Origin of the sequence: Blastomonas sp. UPD001 (assembly GCF_003426715.1) — a bacterium.
GTDB lineage: Bacteria > Pseudomonadota > Alphaproteobacteria > Sphingomonadales > Sphingomonadaceae > Blastomonas.
In genome coordinates this window covers 24,228-42,866 of sequence record NZ_QKVT01000067.1, presented here as the reverse complement: position 1 = coordinate 42,866, position 18,639 = coordinate 24,228, and the positions used below count along the sequence as shown (strand labels likewise).

The 18,639-nt window shown below is 61.1% G+C and carries 23 protein-coding genes; 15 read left to right on the top strand and 8 right to left on the bottom strand.

Going from position 1 to position 18,639, the window contains the following annotated elements; all coding sequences use genetic code 11:
- Positions 1-249 precede the first annotated feature (249 nt).
- From DM995_RS18640 to DM995_RS18620, 5 genes are all read right to left on the bottom strand, one after another.
- Complete coding sequence (locus DM995_RS18640) at positions 250-1,278, bottom strand: copper resistance protein B (protein ID WP_232824550.1); 1,029 nt, start codon at positions 1,276-1,278, stop codon at positions 250-252.
- 266 nt (positions 1,279-1,544) lie between these two features.
- Positions 1,545-3,374, bottom strand: a complete 1,830-nt coding sequence (locus tag DM995_RS18635) for a copper resistance system multicopper oxidase (RefSeq protein WP_039330760.1) — start codon at positions 3,372-3,374, stop codon at positions 1,545-1,547.
- 197 nt (positions 3,375-3,571) lie between these two features.
- Positions 3,572-4,156 carry an RNA polymerase sigma factor gene (locus DM995_RS18630; protein WP_039330761.1) on the bottom strand — a complete coding sequence of 195 codons (585 nt, stop codon included), beginning with the start codon at positions 4,154-4,156 and terminating at the stop codon, positions 3,572-3,574.
- Positions 4,153-4,590 carry a periplasmic heavy metal sensor gene (locus tag DM995_RS18625; RefSeq protein ID WP_039330763.1) on the bottom strand — a complete coding sequence of 146 codons (438 nt, stop codon included), beginning with the start codon at positions 4,588-4,590 and terminating at the stop codon, positions 4,153-4,155. Before DM995_RS18625 ends, DM995_RS18630 begins: the two co-directional genes overlap by 4 nt.
- Positions 4,591-4,592: 2 nt before the next feature.
- The gene (locus DM995_RS18620; RefSeq protein WP_039330765.1) at positions 4,593-4,859 is read right to left on the bottom strand and encodes a hypothetical protein; all 267 of its coding nucleotides are present in this window, start codon (positions 4,857-4,859) and stop codon (positions 4,593-4,595) included.
- A gap of 133 nt (positions 4,860-4,992) precedes the next feature.
- On the opposite strand from DM995_RS18620, the gene copC reads away from it, so the two are divergent.
- The 11 genes from copC to DM995_RS18565 all read left to right on the top strand — a co-directional run bounded on the left by copC (position 4,993) and on the right by DM995_RS18565 (position 14,992).
- Positions 4,993-5,376 carry a copper homeostasis periplasmic binding protein CopC gene (gene copC, locus DM995_RS18615; protein ID WP_116970646.1) on the top strand — a complete coding sequence of 128 codons (384 nt, stop codon included), beginning with the start codon at positions 4,993-4,995 and terminating at the stop codon, positions 5,374-5,376.
- 3 nt (positions 5,377-5,379) lie between these two features.
- Positions 5,380-6,324, top strand: coding sequence for a copper homeostasis membrane protein CopD (copD, locus tag DM995_RS18610; RefSeq protein ID WP_157973328.1), 945 nt, complete (start codon positions 5,380-5,382; stop codon positions 6,322-6,324).
- Between the two features lie 29 nt (positions 6,325-6,353).
- Positions 6,354-7,046, top strand: a complete 693-nt coding sequence (locus tag DM995_RS18605; RefSeq protein ID WP_052241818.1) for a helix-turn-helix domain-containing protein — start codon at positions 6,354-6,356, stop codon at positions 7,044-7,046.
- A gap of 79 nt (positions 7,047-7,125) precedes the next feature.
- A complete protein-coding gene (locus tag DM995_RS18600) occupies positions 7,126-8,010 on the top strand; it encodes a sterol desaturase family protein (protein WP_039330770.1) in 885 nt (294 codons plus the stop codon).
- Positions 8,007-8,744: a class I SAM-dependent methyltransferase gene (locus tag DM995_RS18595; RefSeq protein ID WP_067511735.1), complete on the top strand. Its 738-nt coding sequence runs from the start codon at positions 8,007-8,009 to the stop codon at positions 8,742-8,744. The genes DM995_RS18600 and DM995_RS18595 overlap by 4 nt, the downstream gene beginning before the upstream one ends.
- A gap of 80 nt (positions 8,745-8,824) precedes the next feature.
- Positions 8,825-11,155, top strand: a complete 2,331-nt coding sequence (locus DM995_RS18590; RefSeq protein WP_116970644.1) for a heavy metal translocating P-type ATPase — start codon at positions 8,825-8,827, stop codon at positions 11,153-11,155.
- A gap of 3 nt (positions 11,156-11,158) precedes the next feature.
- Positions 11,159-11,344: a DUF2933 domain-containing protein gene (locus tag DM995_RS18585; protein WP_116970643.1), complete on the top strand. Its 186-nt coding sequence runs from the start codon at positions 11,159-11,161 to the stop codon at positions 11,342-11,344.
- Positions 11,345-11,413: 69 nt separating this feature from the next.
- A complete protein-coding gene (locus tag DM995_RS18580; protein ID WP_232824549.1) occupies positions 11,414-11,857 on the top strand; it encodes a YybH family protein in 444 nt (147 codons plus the stop codon).
- A 10-nt stretch (positions 11,858-11,867) separates the two neighbouring features.
- Positions 11,868-13,154, top strand: a complete 1,287-nt coding sequence (locus tag DM995_RS18575) for a type II restriction enzyme NmeDI-related protein (RefSeq protein WP_116970641.1) — start codon at positions 11,868-11,870, stop codon at positions 13,152-13,154.
- A gap of 475 nt (positions 13,155-13,629) precedes the next feature.
- Positions 13,630-14,412 (top strand): hypothetical protein, encoded by a 783-nt coding sequence (locus DM995_RS18570; protein WP_116970640.1) that lies wholly within the window; start codon positions 13,630-13,632, stop codon positions 14,410-14,412.
- Between the two features lie 4 nt (positions 14,413-14,416).
- Positions 14,417-14,992: a recombinase family protein gene (locus DM995_RS18565; protein WP_116970639.1), complete on the top strand. Its 576-nt coding sequence runs from the start codon at positions 14,417-14,419 to the stop codon at positions 14,990-14,992.
- A gap of 42 nt (positions 14,993-15,034) precedes the next feature.
- Here DM995_RS18565 and DM995_RS22835 read toward each other — a convergent pair whose 3' ends face one another.
- Complete coding sequence (locus DM995_RS22835) at positions 15,035-15,187, bottom strand: hypothetical protein (protein WP_353653380.1); 153 nt, start codon at positions 15,185-15,187, stop codon at positions 15,035-15,037.
- A 28-nt stretch (positions 15,188-15,215) separates the two neighbouring features.
- Between DM995_RS22835 and DM995_RS22975 the strand changes: the two genes are divergently transcribed.
- Complete coding sequence (locus DM995_RS22975) at positions 15,216-15,749, top strand: hypothetical protein (RefSeq protein ID WP_232824548.1); 534 nt, start codon at positions 15,216-15,218, stop codon at positions 15,747-15,749.
- A 34-nt stretch (positions 15,750-15,783) separates the two neighbouring features.
- The gene (locus DM995_RS21440) at positions 15,784-15,933 is read left to right on the top strand and encodes a hypothetical protein (RefSeq protein WP_156135676.1); all 150 of its coding nucleotides are present in this window, start codon (positions 15,784-15,786) and stop codon (positions 15,931-15,933) included.
- Positions 15,934-16,121: 188 nt separating this feature from the next.
- Here DM995_RS21440 and DM995_RS18545 read toward each other — a convergent pair whose 3' ends face one another.
- Together DM995_RS18545 and DM995_RS18540 are read right to left on the bottom strand one after the other, a co-directional pair.
- Entirely contained in the window at positions 16,122-16,460 is a 339-nt protein-coding gene (locus DM995_RS18545) for a YnfA family protein (protein WP_039330825.1), read from the bottom strand.
- Positions 16,461-16,590: 130 nt separating this feature from the next.
- Positions 16,591-16,995, bottom strand: coding sequence for a MerR family transcriptional regulator (locus DM995_RS18540; RefSeq protein ID WP_052241857.1), 405 nt, complete (start codon positions 16,993-16,995; stop codon positions 16,591-16,593).
- Positions 16,996-17,078: 83 nt separating this feature from the next.
- Here DM995_RS18540 and DM995_RS18535 point away from each other — a divergent pair, with 83 nt between their 5' ends.
- Together DM995_RS18535 and DM995_RS18530 are read left to right on the top strand one after the other, a co-directional pair.
- Positions 17,079-17,705 (top strand): cation efflux transmembrane domain-containing protein, encoded by a 627-nt coding sequence (locus tag DM995_RS18535; protein ID WP_039330829.1) that lies wholly within the window; start codon positions 17,079-17,081, stop codon positions 17,703-17,705.
- Entirely contained in the window at positions 17,702-18,499 is a 798-nt protein-coding gene (locus DM995_RS18530; RefSeq protein ID WP_082013220.1) for a DUF3703 domain-containing protein, read from the top strand. The genes DM995_RS18535 and DM995_RS18530 overlap by 4 nt, the downstream gene beginning before the upstream one ends.
- The last annotated feature ends 140 nt before the right edge of the window (positions 18,500-18,639 follow it).

Genomic DNA, 18,639 nt, shown 5'->3' with positions numbered 1-18,639 from the left:
GCGCCCTCCGGCCCCGCCGGTGATCCGCTTGCGCCACTATCCGTTGCCGTCACGTCTGCCTGGGCTTCCGCTAAAGCCGGTCCCGAATTTGCCGATTGGTCGGGCGCAAAGGGCTGTTTAGTCGCGCCGCAGCCGGCAAGCGCAGACGCCGCCGCTATTAATGCGAGAGGAGCGAGCTTATTCAAGAAAATACCCTTGGAAAGATGGATCTGCTGGTCCGCTACGAACCGTTCCTCCAGACTAACTCCTCTAGAACCAGACCCGCACGCCCATCACAAAGTGCGGGTCAGAGACTTCTCCTCCGTTCGCTCTGACGAAGCGAGCGGATTCGCCAAACTGCCTAGTCCACTCAAAGCCTGCATAAGGTGCAAACTCCTTTCTGATTTCGTAGCGGAAGCGAACCCCAAGCTCGAGGTTCGAAAGGCCATCTCCGACCCCAAGCTCGGGAATGGCTTGCGCGGAAAAATTGGCCTCGATCCGGGGCTGCAAGATCAGCCGCTGGGTAATGCGCTGATCGTAAAATCCCTCGAACCGGCCGCGCAGTTCCCCCTTGTCCGACAAGAATGCCGACGCCGTGACCTCGAACCAATTGGGTGCCAGACCTTCAATGGCGACGACAGCATAGGTGCGCGACGGATCAGGCGTCACGTCGTAGCGGACACCCGCCTGCAGGTTCCAATAGGGTGAGATCGCGCGGGAATAGACGCCGGTCAGCTCAAGATCGTCCAATGCCCCCCTGAACTCGCCCTCGCCTTCATACTTGAACACGAAGCGGTTGATGTCGCCGCCGAACCAGGCCTCGCCATCGAAACGATAGCTGTCCTTGCCCTTGTGGACGACGTATTCGGCAAGATCGAAGGATACATAGCGAAAAGTCGTGCCCCCGGCTTCTTTCATCATCTCGTCGCGCGAGCGCCGCATGGTTTCACTCGGGAAAAACCGGTCGGCATACCAGTCCGAAGGCGGCGCGGGGGCGGGCGCGTTGCCAGGCGCGAAGTCGGTGCCGGTCGCCGTCCCGGACCCGCCTTGGGGCAATGAAGGAGCGACCTTTGGCGTGCAATGGCCCATCTTTGCATGCTCAGGTGGGCAGTCCGGATCGACACCGCTTGCTACCGACGAGGCCGTGCCCATAGAAATGCCTGGCATTTCATCGGCTGCGGATCCCGGAGCCGTCTCCGACGGCTTGGGAGTTTCGGCAGCCGGAGTGCAATGCCCCATCCTTGCGTGCTCGGGCAGGCAACCGTCATCGGATGGCGCGGGCGGCGGTGCCATCTTCATCGCTGGCATTGTGTCGGGCGTGGATGGCGTCGAACCCGTTGGTTCGGGAACGCAGTGCCCCATTTCCGCGTGTTCAGGCGAGCATGTGCTTGCCGAAGGAGGCGCCGCCGGCTTCTGAGCGACTGGCTTTGCAGAAGGCGCCTTGGGTTTGGCGGGCTCGCTAGCGGGCGGCATCGAGCCATGATCCATGCTTTGCATCGATTGTGCCGAAGCGGGGACGGCTGCCGCGCAAAACATCACGCTGGCGAGCAACAGTTCGGCTCGGCTCATGCGCCTACCCCCCGCGGACGCACGCTGACAACGCGCATCATCCCTGCGTGCATGTGATAGAGCAGATGGCAATGGAACGCCCAGTCACCGACGGCATCGGCGGTAAAGTCGAAACTTGCCTTACCGCCTGGCTGCACCAGCACGGTGTGCTTCCTTGGAGAGTATGCGCCCTTGCCGGTCACCAGCTCGAAGAAATGCCCATGGAGATGGATCGGGTGGCTCATCATTGAATCGTTGATGAGGTTTATCCGCACCCGCTCACCTTCGATGAACGGAATGGGCTCGTGAAAGTCCGACATTTTAACGCCGTCAAACGACCACATGAATCGCTCCATGTTGCCGGTCAGGTGAATGTCCAACGAACGATCAGGAGCGTTGACATAGGGATTGCGCTCAAGCGCTACGAGATCGTGATAGGTGAGCACTTTGTGCTCGACATTCTCCAATCCCTGGCCCGGTTCGCCCATTCGGTCCACAGGCATCGGCGAGATCGTCTGTACGCCCGGATTTTTCTCGACTTGCGGTGCCACACTGAAATCACGCATGTTCATCGAACCGTGGTCCATCCCGGACATGGTATCGGAATTGGACATCTCCATGCCGGGCATCGAGTCTGTCGACGGAGCGGGTGCTCCGGGCATGTCCATCGAGCCGCCGGAGCCATGGCCCATCGCTGCATGATCCATGCCGGACATCGAGCCACCGGACATGTCCATCTCGCCCATGCCCATGTCCTTCATATTGGCTAGCGGACGCTCACGCAGCGGCGGGACTGCGGCGACCATCCCCGGGCGCGGCGCTAACGTTGCGCGGCCCATGCCCGAGCGGTCGTTGGCTTCGGCGACCAGCGTGTAGGCGCGGTCTTCGGCCGGCGTCACGATAACATCATAGGTTTCGGCAACCGCGATCTGAAACTCGTCGACCTCGACCGGTCGAACGTTGAGCCCATCGGCTTGCACGATCGTCAGGCGAAGCCCCGGGATGCGGACGTTAAAAATCGACATTGCCGAGGCATTGATGATGCGCAGTCGCACCCGCTCGCCCGGCTGGAACAGCGCCGTCCAATTGTCCTTCGGGCCATAGCCGTTGACCAGAAAAGTGTAAGTCGAACCGTTGACATCGGCGATATCGGTGGGATCCATGCGCATCGCGCCCCAATCAAGCCGGTCCTTAAGCGGCTGATCCTTGCCCGACAGCAGACCTCCGAGCGTCTGGCGCTGCATATTGAAGTGCCCGGGATTGACCTTGAGCTTGTGAAAAATCGCCTCGGGCGAGAGTCGGCTGTGATCCGAAAGCACGACGACATGCTCCCGATCATAGGCCACCGGATCGGCACCCTTGGGATCGATGACGATCGGTCCGTAGTGTCCAAGCTGCTCCTGAAGACCCGAGTGGCTGTGATACCAGTAGGTCCCCGACTGCATGACAGGGAATTCATAGACGAAGGTTGAGCGCGGCTTGATGCCAGGGAAGCTGACGCCTGGAACCCCGTCCATCTGGAACGGGAGCAGCAAACCGTGCCAGTGGATCGAGCTGTCTTCGTCGAGGTCGTTCGTAACAGAGAGGCGAACATTCTGGCCTTCGCGTAGACGGATCAACGGTGCCGGGACAGTCCCGTTGATCGCGATCGCGCGGCTGACCTTGCCATCGACACGCATGGTCTGACGGGCAATCCGCAAGCTGATGTCGTTACCCGAAACCGTTGGAATCGGCTCCGTGATCCCCGGCGAGACGGGCTGCGCCCATGCCGGAAACCAGGGTGCAAGGGCGGCTGTTACGCCACCGGCGGCAGCGACGCCGATAAAGGATCTTCTGTCGAGGGTCATATCTTGTCCAGGTTCGACGATGGGGATTACACATGGCTTTACGCGGCGGGCACATGCATCCCTCACGCATAATCAGAAAATATTCCGCCAATTGCCCCGCCGCATCGCCATGCAAGTACGGCTCGCGAGCGACCAAACCCCACCGGCTGTCCATAAATGCTGCAAGCGGTGGTACGCTTTGCTAATGACGTGCGTGATTAGGGCCGACCGGATACAGGCTCGGCCGCCAACTGCGCCTTCAGTTGACCTCGCGCTCGATAGAGCCTCGTTTCAACTGCCTTTTCGCTGATCCCCAGGATCGCGGCGGTCTCGGCTTGGCTCGCTTCCTCGATAGTTCGCAGGATGAGCACTTCGCGAAGCGGCTGCGGCAATTTGGCAATCTCCCTTTCAACCCGCAGCAGCTCCGCACGGCTCTCGGCTTCGCGCGCAGGCCCAGGCGCATCGCTCCCGAAATCCTCATCGCGTTCGATCGGGCGGGCCAGCGAGAAGAATGAGCGCACGGCCCGCCGCCGCGCCCAGTCGCGGCACTTGTTGAGCGCGATCCTGGCAATCCAATGCCGAAACGGCCGATCCGGGTCATAGCGGCGGATGGCGCCAAACGCCGAAACAAAGCTCTCCTGTAGCAAATCGAGCGCCTCGTTCGGATCGCCGACATTGTTGCGGATTAAACGATAAACCGGATCCTTGTGGCGACGCATCAATTCCCGAAATGCCTGCGCTTGACCGGCTACCGCAAGGCTTGACAGCTCGTGGTCGTCACATTGCGAAAGATCGAGTGTCACTGCGCATCGGCGGTCAGGGCTTTGACCACAGTGTTGTCGAACATTTTGGCCTGTTCGGGGTTCAACACCCCGCGCATGGCGAAGAGATGCTCCAGCGTCTCCTTCTGCAGTTTTCCCATGACCACATGGTTATGGTCGATCGCGGCGGTCACCTTTGGTCCGTACCCGTGCTCTTCCGCGATGGCTTCAGCGAGCCGTACATTCGACGCTCGCATTTCAAGTTCGAGCGCCTTTCGCCGAACGGCGAACTTCGCTTCAATCGCCTCAACCTTCGAGCGCTGCTGCGGGGTCAACTCGAGCTTGTCGTGAAGCAGCGCGTGCAACTCGCTCTCTTTTGCTCGCGGCTGATCCGCGACAAAGCGCCCGATAAAGACGCCTGTCAGCGCCGAAACGAAGGCGACCACGGCGATCAGCAGAATTTTTCGGTAGCCCATCGTTAGCGTGCATCCAGCAAGGTTGAAGGGGCCAAAGCGGTGCTCGGCGCGAATGGCGAGAGCGGGCGCGCCGCGACAATCGGGGCACGCGTGGTGACCCCCGCGAAAGCGCCCCAGCCAAGGGAAACCACTGCAGCCAACGCCATGAGGCGGTATGACGCACCAGTCTCGCGTCGACGATCCGAGAGCATTGCCAATACGTTATCGTCGACGCCGTCCAACAGGCCCACCGGCGGGGGGTGCCGCAACTGTTTCAGGAAATCGTCCATCACACCCTCATCCAACAATTGTTCTGCAGCGCCATACGCGCTCGCGCGAAAAACCCCTCAACAATTTCCGTCCTGAGGGGTGCGACCTCGACATGCGTATTCATGACTGGCACCACTTTTTTGGAGACCGAATATGCGCAAGACCCTTGTTGCCTTCTCGTTGGCCGTGCTCTCGCTGACCGCCCTTTCCGATACCGCTCTCGCCCATGCCAAATTGGTCAGTTCGGCGCCTGCCGCAAACGCAACCGTCTCAAATGTCACGTCGGTAAACCTGCAGTTCAATGAGCGGGTAATCGCTTCGACGATGAAGGTTGAGCTACTGATGATCGGCATGCCCGGGATGTCCGATCACGCGCCAATGAAAATCGCTTTCACGTCGATGATGGGCAAGGACGGGAAATCCATGATGCTCATGCCCAAGAAGGCACTCAGCCCGGGCACCTACAAAGTCATATGGTCGGCCGCTGGTGCTGACACGCATCGTATGGGCAGTGAATTCAGCTTCACGGTCAAATAGAACGTGGACACTGATTTTGGGATGATTGCCATCAGGCTCGGATTGTATCTGAGCCTGATGCTGCTTGTCGGGCTCGCCGCCTTTCCGCTCTACGCCTTGCGGCACGATGAAAGGCCGGAAGGGCAGGTGCTTTCACTGCGGTGGGCGCTCACTTTCTGGTCAGTTACGGCAATTACCTTGTCGGGTCTGGGATTGGCTGCACTGATCGCGGCCATGATGGGCGGGCCGTTAACCGATATCGACTGGGAAACCAGCCAATCCATCCTGTTTGAAACGCCGATCGGCACCGCGTGGTTGGTGCGGATGGCGGCGCTTGCGGTTGTTTTGATGGCTGCCTTCTCGCGGCGCTGGACCGATGAGCAGCAGCTTGGCACCATAGCGCTTGCGGGCGCAGTGGCGCTTTCATCGCTCGTCTGGACAGGTCATGCTGGAGCAAGCGAGGGCGGCTTGGGTCTCATCCACAAGCTGAGCGATATGCTGCATATGCTCGCCGCTGCGATCTGGCTCGGCGGGATCGCCGCCTTCCTGCTGCTCCTGCGGTCCCCGCTCGATCAGCATTCGGGCCGCAAATTGGTGGTCGGGCATCGCGCTCTCGAAGATTTTTCACGGGTCGGCACGATCTGTGTTGGAATAATCGCTGTTACCGGACTGATCAACGGTCAGGTTCTGATCGGCTTTTCGAATATCTTGCGCGTTTTTGACACCACATACGGGCAGGCACTTTTTCTGAAACTGGTTCTGGTTGCCGGGATGCTGCTCCTCGCTGCGCGAAACCGCTGGCGCCTGACGCCAGATCTGGCACTTGGGCTGAACGACGGGGATGCGTCCAGCGCTGTCGCGGCACTTCGCAAGAGCCTGATGCTGGAAGCGGGGGCGGCGATAGCGATCCTGGCGCTTGTGGCGTGGTTCGGCATGCTTGAGCCGCCCGCCAGCACGATGGGGCCTTGAGCGGAAGGGGCTCGCCCTGGTCGGGGACAATGGTGCTTGGCGTCGGCTGGGCATTGCTCGACGTCCGTGCGGGCGACAACCGGCCGCATCGCCACTTGGCGCACCAGGTCAGCCTTGCGCTCGATGCTCCCTGCGCAATCGGCGGAACGCTTTCCTTGCACCTAGCCGCGGGCGAGGCCGCAGCCATCCCGGCCGGGACCTTGCATAGCCTCGGCCCCGCCGGATCAGCGGTGCGAACCATCTATGTCGATCCGCGGTTTGGCGGGCGGTGCGACCTGTTCGGACGGCCCGAGCCATTCCGCCTCCCTCCCACGCAGACTGCGGCGCTGCGGGCCGTGCGATCCGGGACCGAAGCCAAAGAGTGGATTGCCCGTTTCCTGGGAACCAGTCCCGTGAGTTTGATCGATAGCCGGTTGCGATCGGCATTGGCAGGGATCGAACCAGGGATGAGCGCCGCCGAATTGGCCCAAGCAATGGGGCTGTCGCGAGCACGCCTTCGTGAAGTCGTCAGCCGCGATTTCGGGTTTCCGACTGTCAAATTGTTGCAATGGTTGCAGCTCCAACATGCGATCGACGCACTCCGCCACTCCGCCAGCCTCGCCGATGCGGCTGCCGCAGGGGGCTTTGCCGACCAGGCGCATTTCAACCGGCGGCTGGTCGAATGGTTCGGGGTTACGCCATCGCTCGGGCTCGCCCAGCTCGACATTTCGATCGTCCGCTAAGGTTCGAACCAGCGATTCGTTCAAGACCCGGCGCTGCGCTTGCCGCAGAGAACCGAGCGAACCGTATGGGATCGCCCGAATGTCTCTCTTCCGAACTCTCTATGCACCTGTCTATTTTCTCGGCTTTGTCGGGGCCGCGGCCGTGCTGGTTTCGTCCGGTGGATCGCCCATTTGGCTGATCGCGCTGTTCGCTTTGGCGATTGTCACCTCGCTTGTATCGGAGCGCGTTGCGCCGTTCGAGCCGGTTTGGAATCGCAGCCATGGCCACGCCCGCCGCGACATCGCCCATGCGCTGGTCAACGAAGGCTCGATCCTCGTGCTGGTGCTCTTGCTTCCCTTCTTTGCCAGCCTCGTCCCCTGGTCCCCGCTCTGGCCTTCCTTGCTGCCGTTCTGGGCCGAGCTAGCGCTGGCGATCATCTTGCTTGATGCCGGGATCAGCCTGACCCATTACGCCAGTCACAGGATCCCCCTGCTGTGGCGCTTCCATGCGGTCCACCATTCGGTGCGCCGAATGTACGGATTCAACTGCTTGCTTAAACACCCGATCCACCAGCTGATCGAGATTTCCGTCGGGACATTGCCGTGGCTGCTACTGGGAATTCCGCAGGACGTCGCGATTGTCGGATCGTTCGCGGTCGCCATCCAGTTACAGCTGCAACATTCGAATGTCGACATGCGGGTCGGGCCCCTGGCATTGCTCTGGGCGATCGCGCCGGTGCATCGCCACCATCACCTCGCGTCCGAGACCGAGGGCGATGTCAATTTCGGTCTGTTCCTGACGATCTGGGATGTGATGCTTGGGACGGCTCAATTCCGATCGAGCGCCCAGATTCGCGCTAGCTCGCTCGGTATTGCCGGTCGCTCCGACTATCCCGAGACCTATCTAGCACAGCTTGTCGAGCCATTCACTGCGGAATTAGCAGCGACTGATCCCGCACCGCAGCGCAGCGGGGTACGCCGATGACCGGGAGCGGCTCCTACACGCCCGCCGCTGGCTATCACTTTTTGACGCCGCTTTACGATGCCGGTGTCCGGCTATCGACCCGCGAGGCAGTCTGGCGCGAGGCTTTGGTCGAATTCTTGGCTCCTGAAGACCACGACCTGTTGCTCGACATCGGTGCCGGAACCGGCAGCCTTGCCCTGCTGGTGTCACGCAAGAATCCGGCCACTCGCTATTTCGGCATCGATCCCGACCCTCATGCCTTGGACATCGCCCGCAAAAAAGCGCGACGAGCCGGTATCGATGCCCAATTCAGGCAATCGTTCTTCTCGGCAGAGGCGGTAGCGGACTGGCCGGTGCCCAGTCTGGCGACGCTGTGCCTGGTGCTTCATCAGGTTCCGCTCGACGAGAAACTGCGACTGCTGCGCGAAGTGCATGCCATACTCCAGCCAGGAGGCCGCCTCTTCATCGCGGACTATGGCGAGCAGCGCTCTTGGCTCATGCGCAGACTGTTCAGGGCAACGATCCAGCAGCTCGATGGGATTGCGGACACCCAGCCCAATGCCGACGGCGTGCTCATCCCTTTATTGCGCGAGGCGGGCTTCGCGAAGGTGCGCGAACTCCAACACGTGAAGACTGTGACTGGATCTATCTCGATCCTGTGCGGTGAAAAAGACTTCGGGGCCGCGGGTGGCCAGAAAAGCGATGCCAGCTTGAGGGATGACGGTTCGATCCGCGTATCCAAGATTAGCAGCTAGCCGTTCCTTCCCGTTCGGCATGCCCGTCGGGTCGCCCAGCCTGCGGGCCGGAGGCGGGAGGATAACCATGGAGCAAACACATGGCCTCCCGCCACCACACTACCGAATCGTCGAGGCTTCACGATCCGGTCTGCGGCATGACTGTCGAACCTGAGGATTCGACACCGACAGCTACGCACGAGGCTGAAACCTTCTATTTTTGCAGCCAGGGTTGCCGGACGAAATTCATCGCCGACCCCCAGCGGTTTACCCACCAATCGGGTGGAACAGCACCGCAGCTGCAGCACGAAGCACCCGAAGGCGCGATCTGGACCTGCCCGATGCATCCGGAGGTCCAACAACCGGGTCCCGGAAGCTGCCCGATCTGCGGCATGGCGCTGGAGCCGATGACCCCCACGCAAAACGACGGCCCTTCCCCAGAATATGCCGACATGAAGCGGCGCTTCGTCATCGGCCTCGTGCTCTCGCTGCCGGTCTTCGCGCTTGAAATGGGCGGGCATCTGACCGGACTGCGCCACATGCTCGATGGCGGGATCGCCAATTTGGTCCAGATGGTGTTGGCGACGCCGGTGGTCCTGTGGGCCGGCTGGCCATTCTTCGAGCGTGGCTGGGCTTCGTTGAAAAGTCGCCATCTCAACATGTTCACGCTGATCGCGATGGGAACCGGCGTCGCCTGGGCCTACAGCATGACGGCCACGCTTGCCCCCGGCGTGTTCCCTGCCGCGTTCCGTGCCGAGGATGGATCGGTCGCGGTCTATTTCGAGGCGGCGGCGGTGATCACCGTTCTGGTTTTGCTCGGGCAGCTACTCGAACTGCGCGCCCGCGAAACGACCAGCGGGGCGATCCGTGCGCTCCTCGATCTCTCGCCCAAGCTCGCCCGGCGGATCCGCTCTGACGGTAGCGACGAGGAAATCTCCCTCGACGAGGTCATGGTTGGAGACACCTTGCGTGTCCGTCCCGGCGAGAAGGTGCCGGTCGATGGCGTGGTGCTCGAAGGCCGCGGCACGGTCGATGAATCGATGGTCACCGGCGAATCGATGCCGGTGACCAAAGAGGCCGCCGCCAAATTGATCGGCGGAACGATCAACCAGACCGGCGGTCTGGTGATGCGCGCAGAGAAAATCGGACGCGACACGATGCTGGCGCGCATCGTCCAAATGGTTGCCGACGCCCAGCGCAGCCGCGCGCCAATCCAGCGGCTTGCCGATACGGTGTCGGGCTGGTTCGTTCCCGTAGTGATCGCGATCGCCGCCATTGCGTTCGTCGCCTGGTCGCTTATCGGCCCGGCCCCTGCAATGGGCTATGGCCTGATCGCGGCGGTCGCGGTGCTGATCATCGCCTGCCCCTGCGCATTGGGTCTCGCCACGCCGATGTCGATCATGGTCGGGGTTGGTCGCGGCGCGCAGGCCGGCGTGCTGATCAAGAACGCCGAGGCGCTCGAACGGATGGAAAAGGTCGATACGCTGGTGGTCGACAAGACCGGCACGCTGACCGAAGGCAAGCCTGCCGTGGTCGCCATCGAGACCGCCGAGGGGTTCGACAGGGACGAAGTGCTGCGCCTCGCCGCCAGCCTCGAGCGCAGTAGCGAACATCCCCTGGCGCTCGCGATCGTGCGGGAAGCAGAAGCTAGAGGTTTTGCAATCAGCGAGCCGAGCAGTGTCGATCAGCCAGTCGGCAAGGGCATCACCGGCACTGTCGATGGCCGCATTCTCGTCGCCGGAAATGCCCGCTTCATGGGCGAAAGCGGCATTGCGACCGGCGCGCTCGCGGAGCGCGCCGACCGGATGCGCAGCGAGGGCGCAACCGCGATCTTCCTCGCCATCGACGGCAAGGCCGCAGGGGCGATCGGCATCGCCGATCCGGTCAAGGAGACGACCCCCGCTGCGCTCAAGGCACTCGGCGAAGCGGGCATCCATGTCATCATGCTGACCGGCGACAACCGCGTTACGGCCGAGGCGATTGCGCGGCGGCTCGGTATCGCCGAAGTCGAAGCCGACGTGCTGCCGGACCAGAAGAGCGCCATCGTCAAGCGGCTGCGCGACCAGGGCAAGATCGTCGCGATGGCCGGCGACGGGGTGAACGACGCCCCTGCGCTTGCCGCCGCCGATGTCGGCATCGCGATGGGCTCGGGAACCGACGTCGCAATCGAAAGCGCGGGCGTCACCCTGCTCAAGGGCGACCTGACCGGGATTGTCCGCGCCCGGCACCTGAGCCATGCGACCATGGCGAATATCCGTCAAAACCTGTTCTTCGCCTTCGCCTACAATGTCGCGGGGATTCCCGTTGCGGCGGGGGCGCTTTACCCGCTGTTCGGACTGCTGCTGTCGCCGATCATCGCAGCTGCGGCCATGGCGCTGTCCTCGGTCAGCGTCATCGGCAATGCCCTCCGCCTCAAGCACGTGGAGATCTAGCCGATGCGTTTCACCCGTCCCGCCATTCTCGCTGCGGCATCCTTCGCCGCGATCGCGCTGTTTTACCTGCTGCGCGAACATTGGGCACACGCGCTCGGTTTACTGCCCTACGCGATCCTGTTGCTCTGCCCGCTTATGCACTTCTTTCATGGCTCGCACGGGCACAATCACCCGGCTGGCAAGCCCTGAAACGCGCCAATTCAATTCGAACAGGGGAGAGTTACCATGCGTCGAACTTCACTTGCCGGTCACGCGTTCTTGCTGATTGCCAGCATTTCGATCGGCAGCCCAGTCATTGCCCAGCAACCCGATCGGGCAGGCGTCGCGGCGGTTCTATCGGCCTACAAGTCTGCGGTTGAGCGCCTCGATATCACTGGCACCGACCAGCTGTTTGCGCCTGACGCCGTCGTAGTCGAATCGGGCAAGGTCGAGGGCAATTTCGCCGCCTATCGCGACCATCACCTTGGCCCCGAACTCAAGGAATTCAAATCCTTCACCTTCGGAGACTACAACGCCGATATCAGGCTCGAAGGACCGATCGCGGTCGCGACCGAGACCTACACCTACCGGGTCGTCCTCAAATCGGATGAGGTGATCGAGCGTTTGGGCGTAGCAACCAGTGTGCTCAAATGGGATGGACAAGCATGGCGCATCATCTCGACGCACAGCTCGTCGCGCAAACCTAAACAGCCGGGCAGCTGATCGCTTCGACATGAGTGCTGCTGACCGATCATCGCTGACCCGCCAACTCATCGCACGATGGCGCGAGGATTCGGGCGCGACCTATCAAAGCTGGTTCCTGTGGGACGAGCGCATCAAAAATTTCCGCTCGATCAGACGCGGCATCCAGCAGGTCGTGGCCGAGATCGAGGCAGGCACTTTCGGCGTCGCCTATCGCGGCTCTTCGCTGGAAACGGTCGTCCACTCGATCGCCGAACAGCGCCAGATTTTCAAGGGCGCGGACCATGCGTTCCTCTGGAAGCCAAAGCTGCGCATTCCCGACATTTACGAAAGTCCGGCCAATCAGCGCGCCTTCGGCCGCTTGCTCCATAATTGCGTCTGCTGCGACGAGGCCGAGGATGTCATTTCCCATATCCGCGAAATCGACGCACTCAAGATCAAGGGCCTGGGTCCGGCGGTCGCCAATTTGCTCTATTTCCTGCATCCGATCCTGATCGCGCCATTCAATACCGCGATCGTCAACGGCTACAACGCGATGACCGGCGCCAAGGTGAAGCTGGGAAGCTGGGAACAGTTTCTGGCGATGCGCGGCGGCATCCTCGATCTCAACGACCAATACCGCGACTTGCTGTCGAACGACCTCGGCGCGATCGGGGGGCTCCTGTTCGACATCGGCTCGGGCCGTTATCCCGCACCGCCTTTGGATGGAGAAGAGCCCAACGATTGGGGTCGAAGGCTCGATGCGGTGCGCGCGGAGGCAGCCAAGTTGGACAAGACCCAGCTTGCCCAGGGCGAGAGCGAACGGACCCACACCGAAATGCAGGCTTGGCTTCGCGATCTTGGGCTGGCGCTCGGCTATCGCGTATGGATTGCCGCGAATGACCGGGGCCGCCTGTTCGAGGGAACGCCGCTCCGCGAGGGTTGCCTTGATCTTCTGCCCGATGAAATTGCCACCGCTCCTGGCGCGGACGCGATCCGGTTGATCGACGTGCTCTGGCTCGAGCAGGATAGCGCTCGGGTCGCTGCAGCGTTCGAGGTCGAGCACTCGACCTCAATCTATTCCGGGATCGTCCGGATGCTCGATCTGGCGCTCAGTGGCAGTAAGTTCCACGCTGCGGCGGGACTGTTCCTCGTCGCTCCCGGCAACCGGGAAAAGGATGTGCGCGCCCAAATTGCCCGGCCTGCCTTCAGCCGCGTGGCGGACCTCGATATCTCTTATCTGCCCTACAGCGAATTGGAGGCCCATCGCGAGCAGATTGCGCGGTTCGGGAGCGGGCTCAAAGCGATCAGGGCAATCGCAAGCCCGTTGTCGGCGTAAATTCGATTTGAGCCCGGTCAGAGCAAAGATCAACAGACAAGGCCATTAAAAGGATTGGCGCTGAGTCCAGAGACCGATTTCGTGCGGCTCTGACTTTCCCCGATGCTCCTTTTGGAGGAGATGCGTCGCATTTCTTGTAACCAAGAAGCGACGTTCTCGCGGTGCAGACCGATGAATGCCGCATCGGCGCCCTCGCGCGCAAAATGCGAGTCGAGACACAGAACGCCGACAAAGTCGCAGTAGAGCTTTGAGGCGGCAACCGTTTCGAAGCGCCCAATGACAGGGGCTTACCATTGTATCCATCCCTCGCAAAAATTGAAATGCCTTGCGGATGCTTGTCCGAAAGCGATCGTTCACCGGACACTTTCCGGGCAACAGAGGTCAGCCCCCCCTGCCCTCCGCAAATCCGGCTTGCCCGCTCTCTCATTAAGGTGGTACGCTTTATTTTCTCACACAGGGGCCTCATCCGTTACATATGACAAGCGCGCTCACCGATGAACAGTATAACGAGTTGGTCCGCCTGCTCGTCGGAGACATCGAAACGCTGGTACCTCTCATTTTTCCTCAAGGGAGGGCGGTAAGCGAGAGCCACATCCGGCTCACATCCGGAATTCTTCGTCGCTGGCTTGTTGATGGCGACCTTCAAAGGATCCTCGCACCTTTGCGGCAGTCAGCGTTGTTCTCTGTAGAGGGCAACAGCCTCGCGAAGGCTTACGGCGAACGTACAAATGCGTTCCGCTACTATTTGACCGGCGGGGTGATGGCTAACGGGCAAGCGATACGCCATATCTATGACAGTCCACTCGACCCCGGATGCGTTGATCGCAGCTTCGTCAATGAAGGGCAGATCCGACTTCCGCTTAAAAAGTTTCTGGCTCAACCGCGTTTGTTTTACGATGGCCATTGGTTCAATACAGGTCAAATATTGCGTTTCGTCGCGAACAAGCTCGGGGGGAACCATATTGATTTTGACCGTCCGGGTGAGTGGAAGCGGCTCGATGCCGCTAATGCTTACATGCGCTACGGCGGACCAAATCTGAAGGCCAAGCCCGACGGCTGTGAAGTGTACCTCATCCTCGAGCCTCAAAGCGATGAAATTATTGGTGGAATGCACCTTGAAGTAATCGCCGCTGCCGCCGCCTTTGTACAAATGGAGATCGGCGGCGTGCAGTTATGCACGCTGCGAAGCGAGCGTAGCTTGCGTGATCGACTGAGGCGACTTTTCAGACAGCCCGCAGCAATTCGAATGATTGATTAGAGCCATGACCAACACTCTCATCGGATATGCCCGCTGCTCGACCGACAAGCAGGACCTCACCGCCCAGCGCCGGGCGCTGATCGAGCTCGGCGTGCCAGAGGACCGCATCTACACCGATCATGGACTGACCGGCCGCAACCGCGATCGCCCCGGCCTTGCCCAGGCACTGGCTGCGGTCCGCGCCGGCGAGACGCTCGTCGTGCCCAAGCTGGATCGCCTCGCCCGATCGGTGCCCGACGCCCGCGCGATCGCCGATGAGCTGGAGAAGCGCGGCGTCAGCCTCGCGCTGGGCAAGCAGGTCTATGATCCCAATGATCCCATGGGCCGGATGTTCTTCAACATCCTCGCCACCTTCGCCGAGTTCGAGAGCGACCTCATCCGGCTGCGCACCCGCGAGGGCATGAAGATCGCCCGGGACAAGGGCAAGCTCCGAGGCAAGCCGCCGAAGCTGTCCGACCTCCAGCAGCGTGAGCTGCTCAAGATGCACACCACCGGCGAATACTCGATCAGCGACCTCGGCAAGCTGTTCAAGGTCTCGCGGCCGACCGTGTATCGGACAATCCGGCGTGGTGGACTTTGACCGCGCCTTATTCGGGCGAGCTGAGAGGCCCGGGGGCAATGATCAAGTCGTCACGATTTCCATGAGCTTGTTGTAGCTATCAGCTACCCCGTACCTGACATTGGGCGTCGGGTTCGATTCCGCTAGCTTGGCGAAGAACTTCTTGGCGCAGTCGATTTTCGCCCGCTCAAGGTCTCGAAGCGCAAGTGACGACATCGACCCCTTGGTTTCAGCGACGAAATAGATGTGCTTCGAGGTGCTTGCGCCAGGCAGCCTCATCGAGCGGAAGCTCCGCGAAACGATCCGCGCACATCTCGAAAAGGAACGCCAGCTCTTTGCCCAAGGGGTCAAGGTGTTGTCGCTGTTCTTCATCGACGAGGTGGCCAAGTACCGCGACTACAGCCGCGACGATCAGAACGGCGAATATGCCCGCATGTTCGAGGAAGAATATGCCGAGGCAGTTGCGTTGGTGCTCGCTGAAGCGCGCCTTCTTCCCCTAGGTCTCGGTGAAGTGCTCCGCTGTGATCGAAAGCGACTTGGCGACACCCTCGCGGATGGCGATGCTCGGGACGATGATGATGAACTTCGACCAGCCATAGCGCCGGTTCAGCTCGAACATCGTCTTGATGTAGCAGTAGGTCTTGCCGGTCCGGCAGCGCGCGTTTCGTCGCTAGAGCCGCGCGATCTTTCGTCACTCAATTTTCTAGCGCTTCTCGAAAAGTTTCCGCCCCTGCCTAACGGGGGGCCGGAACCGCCGCCTCCCCGAATGCTCCGCTGATCGACGGAATTCAATTTCAACGGAGATAAACATCATGAAGAAGTACATCATCACGGCAGCAGTGCTGCTCGGTTCCAGCTCAGCTGCTTTTGCCGCCGCGCCGGAGCAGGTCGCATCGCTCGCAATGTCCTGCTGCGACCTCGTGCTCGCATGCTGCGAGGCTGCAATGGACTGCTGCCCGTAAGGGACTAGCCAAGGCATAAGGGCGGGCGTCCGGTCACCAACTGGGCGCCCGCTTTCTTTTGGACCGCTCTTGCGCGAATGCCTAACAGTCGAGCAAGCCTCGTAAAAGCTATTCATTATAGCCTTTAACTTATTGGCATTCGGGATGTTCACGAAATGCTTTTCGAGTGACCATCCCAATTGCAGCCATCAGGCTGATCGTCCCGGACCCACCAGAATCAATCCTGCTCCGACGAGACAAATCGCCGCGCCAATGACATCCCAGCGGTCGGGTCGTGCGCCTTCGACACTCCAAAGCCAAATCAGTGACGCTGCGATGTAGACGCCGCCATAGGCTGCGAATGCGCGGCCCGCAGCGGATGTATCGACCAGCGTGAGGAGCCAGGCAAAAATCGCGAGCGACACCATGCCCGGCGCAACCCACCAGGCAGATTTGTCGAGCCGCAACCATGCCCAGAACGAGAAGCAACCGGCGATCTCCGCCAGCGCGGCGAGCGCATAGATGAGTCCGGTTTGCAGGGTTGGCATGGTTAGTGCTCGATCCGTGGCGATAGTGGGGCTGGGCAGACCATTGCCGGGTGTCGCAGCATCGTCAACGCGGTCTGGTGGATCCATGCACGCGAGGCCGAAGCGTTGGCGCCAAAGCAGCGATCTTCGATCACGTTGCGGTCAGCGTGCGCGGGGCGAGGGTCTCGATGATCTTGCAGTCGGCCACGGTCCCGTGACGGCAGGATCCGATGACCCGGTCCAGTTCGCCGCGCAGTGCGCTCAGATCGGCGATCTTGCGGTCGATTTCGGTGAGGTGGACGCGCGCGATTCCGTCAACGGCATCGCAGGATTGGGCCTTGTCATCCGACAGCGTGAGCAGTTCGCGCACGGCTTCGAGCGTGAAACCGAGATCGCGGGCGCGGCGGATGAACGACAGGCGCGCCAGATGATCATTGCCATAGGCACGGTAATTGGCACTTGTCCGGGCGGGTGGCGGCAACAACCCGATCTTTTCATAATAGCGCACCGTCTCGACCTTCGTCGCCGTGGCGCTCGCGAGTTCGCCAATTTTCACTGCCACTCCTTCGGGCTTGACCCTATAGTTGCTACAGGGTGTAGATAGAATGCCGACTCGCAGATTGTCGAGAAGGCAAAAAGATGGCTGATGATTGCTGCAAGGCCGCGTGCGGAACGACGGCAACTCTGAACGACCCGCGCTGGCGCAGGGCTTTGTGGATCGCGCTCGGCGTGAACGCCGGCATGTTCGCGGTGGAAATGGCGGCAGGGGCCGCTGCGGACAGCCGCGCGTTGCAGGCGGACGCACTCGATTTTCTGGGGGATGCCACCAATTATGCGATCAGCCTGCTGGTCGCCGGGATGGCGCTGGCATGGCGCGCGCGGGCGGCGCTGGCCAAGGGGCTCGCCCTCATCGGTCTGGGTGGTTGGGTCGTGATCACAGCCGTTCTGGCGGCGCTCGGCGGAGCTGCACCCGAGCCTGAACTGATGGGAATCATCGGCGCGCTCGCGCTGGCGGCCAACACCGGTGTCGCCATCATGCTCTACCGTTTTCGCACTGGAGACGCGAACATGCGCTCGGTCTGGATATGCTCGCGCAATGACGCGATCGGCAATATCGCCGTTATGGCGGCCGCACTTGGCGTGTTCGGCACCGGAACAGCCTGGCCCGACCTTATTGTTGCAGCGATTTTGGCACTGCTCGGGATCAGCGGCGGCATTCAGATTGTCCAGCAGGCACGGCGTGAATTGCGGAGCGTTGCGGCATGAAGGTTTCCCGTTCGACACATATCGCGCTCAAGCCGGAAACAGTCTGGGCCGAGGTGCAGACGGCGCGCCTGCTGCAGCATATCGCCTGGCCGCTGGTGCGCTTCATCCCGGTCGATGACGCGGCGTTCGACAGGTTTCGGCCTGGCGAGCGCTATGAGGTCAAGCTCCGCCTCCTTGGCATTATTCCGTTCGGGACACAGTGGATCGTGACGTCCCAGCACGAAGCTGCCGGCACCGAATGGCCGAAGCGTCTGCGCGATGACGGCTATAGTCACCTGATCACAAGGTGGGACCATTGGATTACGGTTGCTCCGTATCGGAGCGGGGGGACACATTACACCGACGAGGTTGAGGTGTCCGCCGGCTTGTTGACCCCGCTTATCTGGGCATTCGCGCAGATCTTTTATTGGCACCGGCAGGGACGCTGGCGGGAGCTGGCTAGAAGCCTAAGCGCGCGGCGGGTAATTGCGGCCGAAATGGCGGCATATCGGTCAGCTGAAGCTTTAGGAAATCATGGCCTTGCCTGGCGCCATCTTGAACGGGTGCACATTATTGCGCAGCCCTTTTGGGGCCTCCATCTCGCCATTCACGGCGCAATGTTCAGTCTCGCCATCCGGCAGCGCGATTGGAGCGAAGCACTTGGCCAGATCTTCCGACTGCTTCTTGCACCGATCGGCGCGCTGACGGGAAAGTTGCCGATCGGAAATACCGGGCGGTCGACTGTGAGCGCCTTTCAGCCAATGCCAATTCCACCTGATCTTCTTGAGCTCTTGCAAGACGGGATAGGCAAATGACCCTAGGCGTTCACGGTTGCTTTTTACGGTCGGTACGAGTAGGTCATTAGCGTGCGGGCTATGTTCCTCCTGTTATGGCTGGCTATCGGCCTTGCCTTTGGCGGCGTTGAATCGCCGGCTGCAGCGCATAGTGCGAGCGG